Consider the following 15627-nt stretch of genomic DNA (forward strand, 5'->3'; position numbering starts at 1 on the left):
TTATTCTTAAAAACAAACAGCAAGGATTGAAAAGCCTCCTTTCCAACCCTTGTCTGCATTTAGGCTTTAAGTTCCAAGACCTTATCTGCCTTAGCAACTGTGTCAGCAGCTATAGGTTTAATCTCAGTATAGTCTTTAGTATTAGTTACAAGAAGGACTGTTGTATCGCTTAGACCAGCGTCAGCAATTTTAGCCTTGTCGAAAGTACCAATAATGTCGCCTGCTTTGACTCTGTCTCCTTGTGAGACCTTAAGATCGAAACCATCACCATTCATTGTCACGGTATCAATACCGACGTGAACAAAGATTTCGGCACCATTTGGTTTCACAATATTAACGGCATGACCTGTGGCAAAGGCTAGGCTAACCTGACCAGCAGCAGGGGCATAGAGCACACCCTCACTTGGTTTGATGGCAATACCTTGACCGATTGCACCATTTGAGAAGGCTGGGTCATTCACTTCTTGCAATGAGAAGGTTTGACCAGCAACAGGAGCAAGAAGGACTTCGCCTTTCACAACTTCTGCTTTTTCGATGGCTAGCGCAGCTTCTTTTGCCTCGCCCCCAGCACGACGCTCTGCAATGGCTGCATAAATTTCAACCATACGACCTTCTAAGTCAAATTTGCGAAGGGCTAGGAAGACAGCCAAGTTCAAGAGAAGCGGAATATAAATTGAGAAAGTAAAGATGGCTTGACGAACAGGTTCTGTTGCAACAGTAGCAGTTCCATCATAGCTTGCAAGAGCTAATGTCCAACCGACCATTGATGCTCCGATACCAGTACCAATTTTATTAGCAAAACTTTGTGCACTAGAAGAACGTCCAACCATTTTTGAACCAAACTTGTAGTCGTTATAGTCAACAACCATTCCCATGAGAACACCTGTAAGAGCCATAACTGGAATACCAGTAAAGGTTGTTACCAAACCAATAGCAGTATTAAAGATGAAGTGATCTGGATTGATAATTCTGACTGCTGTCACAATAGTTGTAATCAAAGCCATATTCTTCAAGAGTTTTGTAGGACCAAATTTCTTAACAAGTGGTGTTAGAAGAGCAAATCCTAGGAAGGTTGGAATCAGTCCCAAACCACCCATAACCGCAACAAGGTTATCATTGCCATAAATCCATTTAGCATAGTAGGCACCTGAAGTTCCAGTCAAACCGTAAGAAACATTGGCAGCAAAGTTTACAATCAATAAAAGAACCCAGTATTTGTTTTTGACGAGTTTTGAAAGGGCATCACGCATGGTCATTTGCTCTTCTTCAGCAACCACCTCTGCAGTCTCAACTTTATTTTTACGATCAACTGCTGATTCTTTAGCAAAAGCATAACAAACGAGCATAAAGACAACAATGAGAGCGCCAAAGATTGTTCCCAATTTTACCCAGGCTGCCTGATTACCACCCAAGAGATTTGTCACAGGGATAACCAAGATAGAGATAAACATCCCTGATACATAACCTGCAGCCGCACGCCAAGTTCCGATGTAAGAACGCTCTTCCTGACTATGTGTCCGCACAATTTGAAGAGAGACATAAGGAACTGCTATAGCTGTATAGAGGATTGCTGTCAAAAGCAGATTGGTTGCCATAACGTAACCTAATTGGAAAACGTCTGTTCCTTTAGGCACTGTAAACATGGCAATGAGCATTAGACCAGCTGGAACACCAGCCTTAAGCAACCATGGACGATACTTTTCCTTACCAGGTTTGGTATTATCAATAATGTTCCCCATGAAAACATCGGTGAAAGCATCAAAGATTTTATTGACCATGAAGATGGTAGCAATGGCACCTGCAGCCAAACCTACCTTATCGGTGTAGAAATAGGTCAATTGTCCAACAAGTCCAGAAATCACATTAAGCGAGAACTGTCCAAGCGAATCCGCAAAATAGTCACGAACACGCATTACTTTTTGAATGCCGTCACGGTCATAACGGATAGCATTCTTATCTTTTTTAGGTTTTCTAGCCATGAGAAGCTCCTTTTAGTTTTTTCTTAAGTTTATTTTACATGATATTGTAAGCGTTTTATTGTAGTATTGGTCTTTTTTTTATAATTTTAGGTCATCTTCTTGACTTATTATTAAACTCAAGAAAAGATGTGATAATCTACCAATTATTGCTACTAATTCTTTTCATTTTTTAGAAAAATAAGCAGGTGTCGAGTAAAACACAAAAAAACTTGAACTTTTTCTTGGATTTGCCATACTATTCCTAAACAGAGGTGAAATAATGAATCAATCCAAAAGAATTAGAACTGCAATTTCAAATATTTCAGAAAACAAAGTTATTTTCGCAAGTGAGCTATTTCTAAAACTAACTAGTGGCGAAGACTATTCAGAAGAAAATTTTTACAAAGTATTAGAAAGACTAGTAACTAAAAAATCTCTAATGCGTATTAGTAAAGGTGTTTACGTCCGGCCAAAGGTATCTCATTTCGGTCCGATAGGTCCAACAGATGACGAAATTATCAGTCTATTTATTGACCATGAGAAGGGGATGCTAATCGGTTACCATCTTTATAACCAATTAGAGTTAACAACCCAAATTTCAAAAAATTATAAGGTCCTTACCAATAGTTCACACGGAAAATCCACCATACAAAATATATCCATAAAAGAATGTCATCTTAAATTTACAGAATCTGTTAAACAGATAATATCCATGCTTGAGGTGCTGTCCCATGTGGATACAATACAAGATTTAAATGAAGAAAAATTTATTATTTTTTGTAAAGAATTTGCGAATAAATATTATGATAATCTTGTTTTAGAAACTGTTTTGCAGGAAATGAAATATAAAAAGTCCACACTCTATTTTCTTAAGTTGATTTTAGATGCCTATCAGGTCCCAAATACCCTACAAAAATACCTATCAAGATTATCCAAATATAAAGAACCGCAGGTAAGGTATTATGAAACTACATTTGGATATAAACACATTTGAAGATCTTTCACAAATCGTAAGTCAGTGGCGACAAATACCCATTGAAGCAGTAAAGCGAGATTATTTAATCGTCCTTATGCTCCAAAACTTATCTAAAAGCCATCTTGCTGATTCCTGTATTTTCAAAGGTGGAACCTCATTAAGCAAATGTTATCCTGGGACTATCCAACGATTCTCTGAAGATATTGATTTAACTTTTTTAGATACTGTTCTGAGTAACAAACAAAAAGATAGAATGCTAAAAGAAATCGAAAAAGTTATATGGGCAGATTTGCCTCATAAAAAAATTGCTGACGAACGTAGCAGGATTTCAAAGAGCTCATTTGTATGGTTAAAAGAAATTGGCAAAGAAAATCGTATCAAACTAGAAATTGGTAGTACCATCCGTCCTGAGCCAAGTCAAAAAATGACTCTAAAAACTTACTTTCAAGAGTTTTTAGAAGAAAATGGGTATGTTGATCTTATTTCAACCTTTGAGCTAGAATCTGTAAATCTTAGTGTTTTAGATATTACAAGAACATTTTTAGATAAAGTTTTAGCCGTTAAACGTCATGCTTTTAATAATGATTTGAAACGTAAGGTCCGTCATATATATGATGTCGTCCAACTCTTTCATACCACAGAAATCCAACTATTCATGGAGTCCCATCATGACCTTAAAAATCTTCTCACCCTAACAAAACATACAGATCACTATTACATATGAATCCTTATTCCTTTGAAGATTGGAGGCATCTCTTTGAAGACAAAGAAATAAGAAGCGCCTATCAAAATCTTCATAAGGATTTACTGTACACAGAAAAACCTCAAAATTTGAAGAAGCCATTCTTGTCTTTGAACACATTAATAAAGCTCTTGAAAAAGTAGAAAATGACTAGTCCCCAAAAATCTTCTAATCGTTTTTCTCTTGGTCAACAGTCAGGGATTCAATTACAATTTGATAGCAACCTATAGCAAAAACACCATGAGCATTATTGTCAGTTTGACCTTACTCATGGTGTTTTATTATTCTCTTGATTTTCTACTTGCTTCCAGCCTCATAGGACTTTAGCTATTCAAAGCATCGATAAGTTGCTGCAAACTAGCCTTTTCGACACCCGGTACAAAGCTGAGCAGCTGACGCAAAGGCATTCCTTCCATCATGGCTGCGAACATTTCAGCATTCATCATGTCGTCTGGACCTGCTTCAGCTACCTTAGCAGCTTCTGAATTTCCCATCATAGCCCCCATGCTTTGCTCAAGAATAGCTTTACCTTTTGGATCTGCCATGATTTCCCCCATGGTGGAGTTAAGTGTAAAGACTTTTGGCAATGGCAGAGCTGGGCTTACATGAACCTTAGCATTAACAATAGTATCCACAGCTGAACGTCCAAAACCAATCTCGTAATCTAAATCCTCGACATACCAGTCATGGATAGTTGTTTCCCAGTAAGCAAAGGCCCGTTTGTCAAGCTCGAAGGTCACAGTCTTAGTCTCGCCTGGCTCAAGTGAGACTTTGTCGAAGGCACGCAGTTCCTTGACAGGACGGATCAATTTACTATTTTCTGGTGACACATAAAGTTGAACCACTTCTTTACCAGCAAGACTACCAGTATTAGTGACATCAACTGAAACTTTAAGAGTCTCTGCATCAGATAGTTTTTCTTTATCAATGGTCATATTACTGTAGGCAAAAGATGTGTAAGAAAGTCCATGTCCAAATGGGAAAATAACGGACATCTCTTTCGAATTATAGTAACGATAGCCAACAAAGACTCCTTCTGAATAAATTGACTGATTTTTTTCACCACCAAAGGTTAGATAGGCTGGTGTGTCTTGGAGACGAAGTGGGAAAGTTTCAGCTAAACGGCCGCTAGGATTTACTTTTCCGTAAAGAACATTTGCTGTTGCTCCGCCGACTGCTTGACCGCCAAGGTAAACTTCAAGCACCGATTTAACCTTATCAATCCATGGCATTTCAATAGCTGAGCCATTATGAAGAACGACAACAAGATTTTCTTGAACAGCTGCTACTGCTTCGATTAAGGCAACTTGATTAGCTGGCATTTGTAAGTGTTTGCGATCATAACCTTCTGATTCAAAGCTATCAGGTAACCCCACAAAGAGAACCGCCACATCTGATTCAGCAGCAAGCTTAACAGCTTGAGCATGTAAGTCTTGGTTCACGTCTTCTGTAGAATCATCAAAGCCAGGAGCATAGCTAACATTTTCTCCAGCGACTGAAAGAGCTGACTCAACCTTATGGCTGTTAATATGTGAGCTACCACCACCTTGGAAACGTGGTTTGTCTGCATATTTACCGATATAGGCAACTTTTTGGCTAGTCTTTAATGGTAAAAGTGAAGCCTCATTTTTCAAAAGGACAATAGACTCTTCAGCCAATTGACGGGCTACTTCATGATCTTGGTCTAAAGTGTAAGTCGCTTCCTTATCACGATTATCTTCAAAGCGATAGACAATGTTTAGGAGGCGCTCAACTGCTTGGTCCAAGACAGCTTCATCTAAATGACCTGCTTTGACTGCATCCACAATTTCCAAATCATTAGTCGTGTTGCCACCTGGCATTTCCAATTCACAACCGGCTTGAAGTGACTTAACACGGTCATTCATTGCTCCCCAGTCGGTTACTACGAAACCGTCAAAGCCCCAGTCATCACGAAGGACACCAGTAAGCATGGCTTCATTTTCACAAAGGTAAGTGCCATTTAACTTATTGTAGCTGTTCATGATAGTCCATGGCTTGGAATTTTTTACCATTCCTTCAAAAGATGCAAGATAGATTTCACGTAGGGTGCGCTCATCAACAATGGAATCGCTAGTCATACGACGGTACTCTTGGTTATTAGCTAAGAAATGCTTAGGACTTGTTCCTACATTTTTTGATTGAACGGCATTGACGTAAGCTGCGGCCATCTCTGTTGAGACCAAAGGATCCTCAGAAAGGTACTCAAAATTTCGACCGCAAAGAGGAGAACGCTTGATATTCATTGCTGGACCAAGGATGGTACTAATATTTTCAGCTTGACATTCATTTCCAAGTGTCTCACCTAATAGTTGAGCTACTTCACGGCTAAAGCTTGAAGCAATGGCACAGCCTGCTGGGAAGCAAACTGCCTCAATACTATCAAGCATGCCAAGATGGTCCCCACCCTCACTTTGTTTGCGCAGCCCATGCGGACCATCTGATACCATTACTGATGGAATTCCCAATCGTTCAATTGCTTTTGTACGCCAGACATCTTTCCCCGAACAGAGAGAAGCCTTTTCTTCTAAAGTCATTTTACTAATCAATTCTTTGATTTCTTTACTAGTCATTGAAAAACCTCACTTGTTTTTTTCTTACATTTATAATACAATTTATTGAAAGCGTTTTATTGTAAAAAGAGATTTTTTCTTGTAAAATTAGATTTTATTTAAAAAGGAAACTGTCATGAATTTAGAAAAATTTTGCCAAACCTTCTACTTAGCTACCTATATTCCCATCACCAAAATGACGGTACCTGCTCAAGTTAATTATTCTTTTCCTAAGCACACTATGGATCTACCTGTCTTTTCTAGCTACACGCAAAATATTCACTTTAACAAGAAGACAGATTACTACATCACCAAATCCTTTGCTTTCTTTGGTATTATTGAAATCAAAAATAGCTCAGACTATTTAGTCATTGGCCCAATCTTCAGCACAAGTTTTGTCTCTAATCACGTGGAAGCCTTTATGCAAGAATTTGACATTCCAAAAGATTATGAAGAAACTCTGCACAATCTTTTAGAAAATACACCTGTTTACTCTCTCAATCAGTGTCTCCACATGCTCAATTTTCTCAATCTCTATTTGAACAATGAGCTCATGGATTTAACACAAATTATAACTCCCAAAAACAAACACAGGACAGACTTCAATCGTCAATTAGCTCAGCAATTGACAGAGAGGAAAGAGGAAAAACGTATCCACAATACCTATCATTTTGAACAAAGTCTGCTTAAGGCTGTTGAGACTGGCAATACCAAGAGAATTATGGAGATTCTTAATGAAGCTGGCAATATTAGCGCTGGGAAGGTAGCAGAAAATACCCTTCGTCAGCAAAAAAATATTTTCATTACTGCTGTCACTTTAGTCACACGCGCTGCGGTTGCTGGTGGGCTAGACATCGAACAAGCTTACAGTTTGAGTAACATTTACATTCAAGAATGCGAACGCCTGGGTGACATCAATAAGATTTTGGACCTCAGCCAAACCATGTATCTTGATTTCACAAGTAGAGTGGCTAGACAGAAATTGAACACCCAAATGAGCAAGGAAGTCTTTGATGCAATCCAGTTCATTCACAATCAGACCAACCAAAGCATTCAAGTGGAAGATGTAGCAGAAAACTGTGGCTATAGCTACTCCTACTTAAAGAAAAAATTCAAAAACGAAGTGGGCATGACCATCACTGAATACGTCACCCACACCAAACTGGAAGAGGCCAAAGAATTGCTCAAGTACTCTGATTACAGCATCAGCGAGATTAGTAACTATCTTTGCTTCTCCAGCCAATCCTACTTCCAAAACCTCTTCAAAAAACACTATAGCATCACACCGCTGCAGTACAGAAAGGGGAAATAGAGCAGATATTTATCAAAAGACTTAGGCTATTTAACCTAGTTTTGTCCTAAACATGCATGAGACCTATCACAGCATTTTTAACTAACTCACTCAGTCCAACTTCTCCTCAATTAGCAATCAAAAGGAGGTATTATGCTTAATTTTGAAGATATTTCCAACTTGTTACCACAAATCTATCAGTCCTTTGAAATTCCAGTCATGCTCTATAAAATTAGCGATTCTGAAGATTTTATTTTCTATCCCGAGGTCAAGCACTATCAAGAATTACTCCTGCCTTATCAGAAGACATTTGCAAACATGAACCAGTCTGTCCACTATCATATTAATGAACTCTTCTATACTGTTGCTTGTTTTTTTAACGCTGCTGAAGGTTATAAATTAATAATAGGGCCGGTTCCTTCAACTCTTGTATCTAAATCGACCGCCAAATCTTTACTTCAAACATGTAAATTGCCATCTTCAGAATGGCTAATCAAGGAAATACTAGGTTTACCGATTTATCAACAGATTCGCTTATTTAATATCTTTAGCCTCCTTCATCAAACCATCTTAGATAAACATATTGCTCCTCTTGAAATCACCAACATCATAGACAAGTCGACTTCTATTTCCCTTGCAGAAAAAAAGACTGAAGAATTTTATCAGCGGACAGAGGAACAAAATTTTCACACCTCTTGGGAATTTGAACAGCGTTATTTGACCTATATTGAAGAAGGAAATTTAGCAAAACTGAGGTTGTTATTAGATAATCCCATAAATGTAGATACGGGTATTGTTGCCGATGACAATCTAAGACAAATAAAAAATCTCTTTATTGCATCAATTACACTGGCAACCAGAGCAGCAATTAGAGGTGGCTTGGAACCTCAAGTCGCCTATCACTTTAGTGATTTAGCAATCTTAGAGATGGAAAAACTGAACACACTTCAAGTAATGATGGAATGGCAAAGAACTTCAATGTATGAATTGACAAAACAGGTTGCAGCTTTAAAAACAAGTAAGGAAGTCAGTCCAGTAGTCCAAAACACTCTCAATTATATAGCAACTCATATCAATGAACCTCTATCTGTTGCTAAACTTGCCCAAGAGCTTTATCAAAACCGTTCCTATCTGTCACGACTTTTTAAAGCTGAGATGTCTGTCAACCTTAGTGAGTATATTTTGACTCGGAAAATTATTGAGGCTAAAGATCTATTGCGCTTTAGTGAAAAATCAATCAGCGAGATTAGTAATTTTCTTGCCTTTTCTAGTCAATCTTACTTTCAAACGGTTTTTAAAAAACACACTGGTCTGACACCCGTTCAATACAGAAATCAAGAAAAATCTTATTCTTAATAAAAAATGAGTTGTAAAGTCATCCTAATATCTGACTCTAGCAACTCATTTTTTTGTTTACATGGACTGACTAAAAACTACTGATCCAAAAGAGCTTTTTTCGGTCTTCCATATTTTTCTTCGAACTTGAAAAGCCCCATACTGCCCCAATTTTCATAGTCTGCTGCCCAATAACGGATACCATTCACACCGTGATTTTTCCCCCACTCGGTTACATCTCGATAGATAGCCGCTTGTCCCTCTTCGCTATCCTCATAGCCTTTTGCCTTCTTATTCCAACCTGCAAAATCGCCAGACATCTGCCCTGAAGGATAAGAAAATTCACCAATAAATACCGGAAGTTTAGCCTGTTTATTGATAGCCATGACAGTCTTTTTGTAAAGAATCATTGGATCTAGGTACATAGAGGGTGCGCTTGGATAGAAGCTAATTCCTGCTGTATCCATGTCATAGCCATATTTTTGCATGGCTGTAAAATATCGGGCACTAGCCTTAGGGGTCATGACAACAGTTGCAATATGTGTTGAAAATTTAACATTTTTACTATCTACCCCAAGGTCATCATAGGCTTCTAAAATGCCTGTTTTAACTGCAAGAAACTGACTTGCATTGTACTTCCAAATATTTTTCTCCAACCATCCTGGATTAAAAAGAGGAAGAAGATAGCGCATCATATCCGGAACGCTCTCCAATTTTGGATTGACCGCGGTTTTCAATCCTAAACTCACTCCTGCAAAACCAAAATTTGCTTCATTTCCAAGATTCCAATTATTAACTTTACTTCCTGTTTTTAGAATTTCAGTGGCAAGAAATTTACCATAAGCTTTTAAGACTAGGTTCATTTCATCTAAGCTTAATTCACTCCAATCCTTACCTTTTTGCAAAGCGTAAATTTCTGGATATTCATGAAATCTTGGAGCCTGCTGTTTTTCCATATCCATGTATGTATAAGCTACCATTACTTCTGGATTTAAAGGAATATCTAATTTTGCAGAGATTTTAGCCAATTCAATAGCTTGATCAAAGGTATGAACATTGGCATTGCTATCCTTCTCGCCATCCGTAGTATCTTCTTGGCTAACATGGCGTTTGGTTGCAATCCTAACATACATCTCAGTAGCACCCTTATCTATATACAATTGTTCAAGTTCTTCTGTTGAAGTGATGGTTTTTCCTTCGTATTCATAAGTATAACCTTCCTTGAAACTTTTCTCTGTAAAAGGACTGACTGATAAAGCTAAACGAAATGGTTCGTCAGTTTCAACTGGTTCGTAGCCTTTTTCAGAATAATAAAACTGTGATATCAGGATCTTCCCTCCAATTACCAATACCAAAAATGTCAATGCAACTAATGCTAAACGCACTATTTTTGTATTTTTCAAGAATCTCATTCTAAACTGTTTACTCCAATCTTTAAGTTAAGCTTCTATGATACAGCATTTCAAAATATAATTATTTCATTTTCGTTACTTATTTTTTGAAATAGTTACTTGTTTCAATTGGTCTGTAATAGCTATACCTGAACGATTGAATCACATCCAGAAAAACAGTGGGGCTACACTTAGAAATTCCTTTCTTGAATATTCTTGAATCTTTACTAATTTTATACAAATAGGCTGTTAAAAAGCATTCTCAGCTCACTCCGCTCTCATTTCAACCATGGTTTTATCCAGGGATTCTAGAGATTGTTTTACTGAATCATGGATAGCAGCAACAATGTCATCTTCTGTCACACCAAGATACTCCGCAGCCTGTGTTTTGTCAATAAAGAGCTTATTGCACTGCAAGTCAGCAAATTTGACCATTTCCAAGCCACCTTCATGCCCTGCTTTTTCCTGAGCCTTAACAATCTGTTTGCCAGCTAAAGCGTAGGCCCATTTGGGAATAGAGATGACCTTTTTCTTTGGTGTTCCGATGGCATCATGAAAATGGCCTAACAATTCTTTCCAGTCCATATTGTAATAACCAAGCGGGTAGGCATTACCTCCACGATTCTTTTCCAAGGCACCAGCCAAGGCTTGTCCAACCTGTTTGACGGTAACCATGGTCGTTCCGCCTTTTGTCCAAAAGGTCCATGGCTTCATATCACGAATTGACTTAACAAAAACAGACCATACTGGCTTTCTGCCAGGCTGTGTCCCAAAAATGTAAGGCAGTTCAATAATAGAGACATCAAAACTCTCATCCGCAAAAGACAAGGCCATGATTTCCTGGTCTCTGCGACTGCGAATATAGGGATGGAAATTACTTAGTTCCAGTTCAGGCCAGGCTTTTTCAAAGTAGGCGAAATAGGAACCGCAGACAACGGCATGTTTGACACCTACTGACTTACCTATCCTAAGCAAGCGTTCCAAGGCCGTAATGTTATACTTCTTGAACAAGTCGTAAATTGGCGCCGGACCTTCAACTCTCTCGTCAATACCAGCTGCGAAGATTAGACCCTGACACCCAGATAATAATGTTTCAAGTTCACTATCAGACATGTCCAGATAATTGCCGTAAACAATTTCCATTTCCGAAGGAAGAATGGCCCCTTCAGGTAAAGGAGGAAGGGCAACCCCTACCACCTCATGGCCCCGGTCTATTAATTCTTGAGCAGCTTGGGCCCCTAAAAGACCTGTTCCACCAATAATACATACTCTCATTTGCCTACCTCACATTCTTTTCTGAAACAATTTTTGGGTACTCTCTTAATTCTGTCTTATCATGCAGTGGGTTCCAGACTTGGGCAAAGAAGGGCTCCTTCAAGGCTCTCTGGCCATAATTCCATGATTTGCTTTCGCATTCGGGACAGAAATGCCCCGCCTCTAGTACTAGTTTAGGACTGGCTTGGAAGTGGTGATTGAAGGCGCATTGGAAGCGGAGCTTTGTAGTCCAGTCCCCCATAATCATCCTATCTGAGAGGCAAGCCCCACCCCGGAATTTAGCTGCGCTTTTGACATCATCAAGAGATAGTTGATTTTTTGGTTTTGATTCATCATAGCCATGATCCAATAGCTGAATTTCTGACCAGTTGGTAAAATGAGTCATCTGACTTAGCTTGGTCGGAAGGCTCTGCCATTTTTCCCAACCACCCCAATAGGCTTCAACCTTATCGTCCAGCTTATCTTCAATGAAGCGAAGGGTACCAAATTGAGTTCTAGCCACCTTTTTAAAACGCCTTTGGATGATACTACCCATCAATTTTTGCCCACCAGGCAATTTATTGATGAAGCGAATCAGTGGTTTGGTACGCTCAACATTTTTGTCTAAGCAATCATAAAAATACTGGATGCTGTCTTGGCGAAAATGGAGGTAGTTTTCTAACTTATCTGAGTCCAAATAATATTGGCCATGAAAATTTCGCGTCGCGTAGAGCTTAGGATTGATGACATGGTCTAAGTTGGTAAAGCCCATACCGCCATACATGACTTGATACATCTCATAGGTACTGACCCGACAGGACTCGCCCCCACCGATATTATAGACATGGTTCCAAAAGTCGTCGGGAAGACTAGAATCTGCAACATACTGACAAAGATGGGCGACCAGTCTGCCCGAATCCCTATCTGAAACATACTCTAAGACATTGTCCAAGCAGTTATGGAACATGATGGCGTCATCTATACTTGCCATGGCTGGTCCCATAATTCCTGTTTGACGAAGGCTGGCCCAATAAGACAGGCCGGATTCAATTAGGTAACGTTCTGCAGCCACCTTAGAAACGGCATAGTAGTCAAAAATAGAAGGCTTTATGGGATCTCCAACCCGCCCCCAATGAATTCCAGGCATGCGGTCACCGGTCTCAGCAACTGTCCCAATGCTGACTAGTTTAGTCCTTTTCTCCTGGCCCCAGTGATAGATGGCTTCAACCAGATTTTTCATGGAACCATAATTGACCTGCATGGCCTTTTCAGGATAGTAATCTGCTGCAGGCGATACAAATGCTGCAATGTGAACAATCAAATCAATCTCTTTAACGATGGTTTGAACAAAGCCTTTGTCGGTTAAGTCCCCATAGACCATTTTGATTTTGGGATGATCCAAATAGTTTTTGACAGCCTTTTTGTCTTTTTCCGTGTCTAAAATGGGTAAGACCAATTCAAAGTTCATATTCCCCTTTACAATTTCTTTTAAACTGCACTGCCCCATGGCACCAGAGGCACCCGTCATTAATACTTTCATATCTTTCCTCTATTTCTGATTTTTCGGTAGATTTGGAACCTTATATTTTTTGAAAAAGTAGAACATGGCTTTAATGACATGTCCATTCATGAGATCAAGGATTCCCTGCGCCATTTGGTATTTGAATTGACCCGCAGAGGCAGCACTCATGGATCGGATGCTATTATTTGGCATCATTTTGGAAATGAAGACCCCATTCTTTAAGCGCGTGGTCCGCTCAGGCCCATCAGGAAGTTTAAGCGCATTTTGATACTGTTTCTGACCAACACCAACTACCGCTCGGTAAAAATACTTACCAAGGAAATGAGACTTGAATTCATCTAACTTACTGTCCAGAGAATACTTTTCGGATTGGGTCAGTTCTGAACAATCGCTACTTTCTAGCAAAGTTTCAAAAGTTTCCAAAGATATGGTTTCTATCAAGGCAAGGTCATAATATCCTTCTAAAATATCTCGCTGATAAGGACTTCTTATATCCGGCTGTTCTTCAATTCTTATCTCTTTTGTATCTAAGATTTTTTGGCTTGAAGTGGCAATATGAAATAAGTATTTACCATTCTCAACAACCCAGTCCTTTAGTTGTGTGTGGTAATAAGCAAGGTCCTTTAAGTCAAACTCAAAGGTCACTACTTTAGTTTCATCAACTTCTAAAAAGACTTTTTCAAATGCCCTAAGTTCCTTAACAGGCTTATAAACATCTGACTTTGGATTTGAGACATAGAGCTGTGCAACCTCAGCACCAGCAAACTTACCACTATTTTTTATTTTTACAGACGCTATTATTTTCTCATCTAGATAATCTACCTTGAAATCTGAATAATCAAAGCTAGTGTATGATAAGCCATGGCCAAATGAATAAGCAACTTTACTCCTATCAACTCCGTCGTAATAGCGATAGCCAACAAAAATAGACTCACGGTAGTTTTCGACTTTACCAGTAACATAATCTTTTCCAAAGGGCACTGAATCATAACTGCTAACCCAGGTCTCCGCCAGTTTTCCAGATGGGTTCTTTTCTCCGAAAAGGAGTCTAGCTGCTGCTTCACCCCCACCTTGACCAGGTAGGTACATATTTAATATTGCGTTAGTTTGATTCACTTTAGACAGTTCAACAGGAGACCCTCCAAATAGGATGGTTACAACCTTCTTCCCAGTTAAGAGAAGTTTGTCTAGTAACTCTAACTGATTTTCTGGTAAAGAAATATCATCACGGTCATAGCCCTCACTCTCAGTGAAGTCCGTTTGCCCCATAAAATAAAGTATGATTTCTGCATCAGCTAATTTAGACTCAACCTCCGACCACAAGACTTCTGAATCTGCTAGGCCAGTTTGATCATAACCTTTTGCAAAAGAATAATTAAGTCCTCGCATTTCAAAAGCCTCTTTTGGACTTGTGATTTGTCGGGGATTGACTAAAGAAGATCCTCCACCTTGGAAGCGCATGTCTTCAAAGAAGTCGCCAACAAGGAGATACTTCTTATCTTTTGAAAGAGGTAAGATCCCATCATTCTTCATTAAGACAGCCCCCTCAGTAGCAAGTTCAATGGCCAAGTCATGATGCCTCTTCCAATCAGGTTCTATCACTTCTTCTGTCGAAACGGTTTTGTCAATCAACTCTAAGACTCTAAGAACTGACTGATTCAGCTCTATTTCTGACAATTCGCCAGAACGGATTGCTTCAAGCAATTGAAAACGGTAAAATTCAACATCACCAGGCATTTCCAAGTCCATTCCAGCCTTAAGGCTCTTCACCCGATGATTGACACCACCCCAATCACTAACAACAAGTCCTTGATAACCCCACTCTTTTCTCAGAATGTCATTTAGAAGGTATCCGTTCTCTGAACAATAGAGACCATTGACCTTGTTATAGGCACTCATAACTGTAGAAGGTTTAGCCTTTTTCACAATCCTTTCAAAAGCCTTCAAGTAAATTTCACGAAGAGCACGTTGATCCAGGCGTGAATCACCATTAAAACGGAAATTTTCGTTATTGTTGACGGCAAAATGCTTGAGTGAAGTGGCGACACCAGCCTTCTCAATTGAAGCAACAAACCTTTCACCTAATTTTCCACTTAAGAGAGGGTCTTCTGATAAATACTCGAAATTTCGACCACATCTGGGATTTCTCTTTATATTGACAGCTGGCCCAAGAAGCACCTGAACATCATAAAATTTTGCCTCCTCAGCCATGGCCTGACCCATTTGTTCAAATAGCTCAGGATTCCAACAAGAAGCTGTACACGATCCTGTTGGAAAGGCGGTAGCCGGTTGACTCTCGTTTAATCCTAAGTGGTCTGCATTGTCTTCCTGGCGCCTTACCCCACAAGGACCATCAGTTAAATTAATTGAAGGGATTCCTAATCGTGGGATAGGATTAGTCTTCCAAAATTCTGTTCCTGAGACCAGTGCCACCTTCTCTTGGGTGGTCAATTGTTCAAGTAAAAGGCTATAGTTCTTCATCTCAAACTCCTTATCGACTCGTTTATCCTTATTTTAGAGTACATTTACAAAAATATATTATAAAATTGTTGCCAATATTTTGATTTTGTGACTGTATTTAAGCTAAT

At 39.1% G+C, this 15627-nt stretch carries 10 protein-coding genes; 4 read left to right on the top strand and 6 right to left on the bottom strand.

Translation table 11 applies throughout. The annotated features are described in order from the left end of the window. Nucleotides 1-59: 59 nt before the first annotated feature. On the bottom strand, nt 60-1979 hold the full coding sequence (locus F601_RS12350; RefSeq protein WP_018164620.1) for a glycoside-pentoside-hexuronide (GPH):cation symporter: 1920 nt from the start codon (nt 1977-1979) through the stop codon (nt 60-62). A gap of 259 nt (nt 1980-2238) precedes the next feature. On the opposite strand from F601_RS12350, the gene F601_RS12665 reads away from it, so the two are divergent. Continuing rightward, complete coding sequence (locus F601_RS12665; protein WP_018164621.1) at nt 2239-2952, top strand: DUF6088 family protein; 714 nt, start codon at nt 2239-2241, stop codon at nt 2950-2952. Beyond that, complete coding sequence (locus tag F601_RS0105265) at nt 2921-3658, top strand: nucleotidyl transferase AbiEii/AbiGii toxin family protein (RefSeq protein ID WP_018164622.1); 738 nt, start codon at nt 2921-2923, stop codon at nt 3656-3658. Before F601_RS12665 ends, F601_RS0105265 begins: the two co-directional genes overlap by 32 nt. A 341-nt stretch (nt 3659-3999) precedes the next feature. On the opposite strand, the gene F601_RS0105270 is transcribed toward F601_RS0105265, so the two are convergent. Then, nucleotides 4000-6267, bottom strand: a complete 2268-nt coding sequence (locus F601_RS0105270) for a glycoside hydrolase family 3 C-terminal domain-containing protein (RefSeq protein ID WP_018164623.1) — start codon at nt 6265-6267, stop codon at nt 4000-4002. Nucleotides 6268-6382: 115 nt separating this feature from the next. On the opposite strand from F601_RS0105270, the gene F601_RS12360 reads away from it, so the two are divergent. Both F601_RS12360 and F601_RS0105280 read left to right on the top strand, forming a co-directional pair. Continuing rightward, on the top strand, nt 6383-7558 hold the full coding sequence (locus F601_RS12360) for an AraC family transcriptional regulator (RefSeq protein ID WP_018164624.1): 1176 nt from the start codon (nt 6383-6385) through the stop codon (nt 7556-7558). Nucleotides 7559-7690: 132 nt separating this feature from the next. Then, nucleotides 7691-8893, top strand: a complete 1203-nt coding sequence (locus tag F601_RS0105280; protein WP_018164625.1) for a helix-turn-helix domain-containing protein — start codon at nt 7691-7693, stop codon at nt 8891-8893. 77 nt (nt 8894-8970) lie between these two features. On the opposite strand, the gene F601_RS0105285 is transcribed toward F601_RS0105280, so the two are convergent. The 4 genes from F601_RS0105285 to F601_RS12365 all read right to left on the bottom strand — a co-directional run bounded on the left by F601_RS0105285 (nt 8971) and on the right by F601_RS12365 (nt 15520). Next, a complete protein-coding gene (locus F601_RS0105285) occupies nt 8971-10257 on the bottom strand; it encodes a glycosyl hydrolase 53 family protein (protein ID WP_162138186.1) in 1287 nt (428 codons plus the stop codon). A 273-nt stretch (nt 10258-10530) separates the two neighbouring features. Continuing rightward, on the bottom strand, nt 10531-11538 hold the full coding sequence (locus tag F601_RS0105290) for an NAD-dependent epimerase/dehydratase family protein (RefSeq protein ID WP_018164627.1): 1008 nt from the start codon (nt 11536-11538) through the stop codon (nt 10531-10533). Nucleotides 11539-11542: 4 nt separating this feature from the next. Then, nucleotides 11543-13057: an NAD-dependent epimerase/dehydratase family protein gene (locus F601_RS0105295; protein WP_018164628.1), complete on the bottom strand. Its 1515-nt coding sequence runs from the start codon at nt 13055-13057 to the stop codon at nt 11543-11545. 9 nt (nt 13058-13066) lie between these two features. Beyond that, entirely contained in the window at nt 13067-15520 is a 2454-nt protein-coding gene (locus F601_RS12365) for a beta-glucosidase (protein WP_018164629.1), read from the bottom strand. Nucleotides 15521-15627 lie beyond the last annotated feature (107 nt).

The organism is Streptococcus henryi DSM 19005 (assembly GCF_000376985.1).
GTDB classification, from domain to species: Bacteria; Bacillota; Bacilli; order Lactobacillales; family Streptococcaceae; genus Streptococcus; species Streptococcus henryi.

Bases quoted from the DNA above. Each gene is read 5' to 3' on its own strand.
- F601_RS12350 (WP_018164620.1), bottom strand. From the start codon at position 1,979: ATGGCTAGAAAACCTAAAAAAGATAAGAATGCTATCCGTTATGACCGT.
- F601_RS12665 (WP_018164621.1), top strand. From the start codon at position 2,239: ATGAATCAATCCAAAAGAATTAGAACTGCAATTTCAAATATTTCAGAA.
- F601_RS0105265 (WP_018164622.1), top strand. From the start codon at position 2,921: ATGAAACTACATTTGGATATAAACACATTTGAAGATCTTTCACAAATC.
- F601_RS0105270 (WP_018164623.1), bottom strand. From the start codon at position 6,267: ATGACTAGTAAAGAAATCAAAGAATTGATTAGTAAAATGACTTTAGAA.
- F601_RS12360 (WP_018164624.1), top strand. From the start codon at position 6,383: ATGAATTTAGAAAAATTTTGCCAAACCTTCTACTTAGCTACCTATATT.
- F601_RS0105280 (WP_018164625.1), top strand. From the start codon at position 7,691: ATGCTTAATTTTGAAGATATTTCCAACTTGTTACCACAAATCTATCAG.
- F601_RS0105290 (WP_018164627.1), bottom strand. From the start codon at position 11,538: ATGAGAGTATGTATTATTGGTGGAACAGGTCTTTTAGGGGCCCAAGCT.
- F601_RS0105295 (WP_018164628.1), bottom strand. From the start codon at position 13,057: ATGAAAGTATTAATGACGGGTGCCTCTGGTGCCATGGGGCAGTGCAGT.
- F601_RS12365 (WP_018164629.1), bottom strand. From the start codon at position 15,520: ATGAAGAACTATAGCCTTTTACTTGAACAATTGACCACCCAAGAGAAG.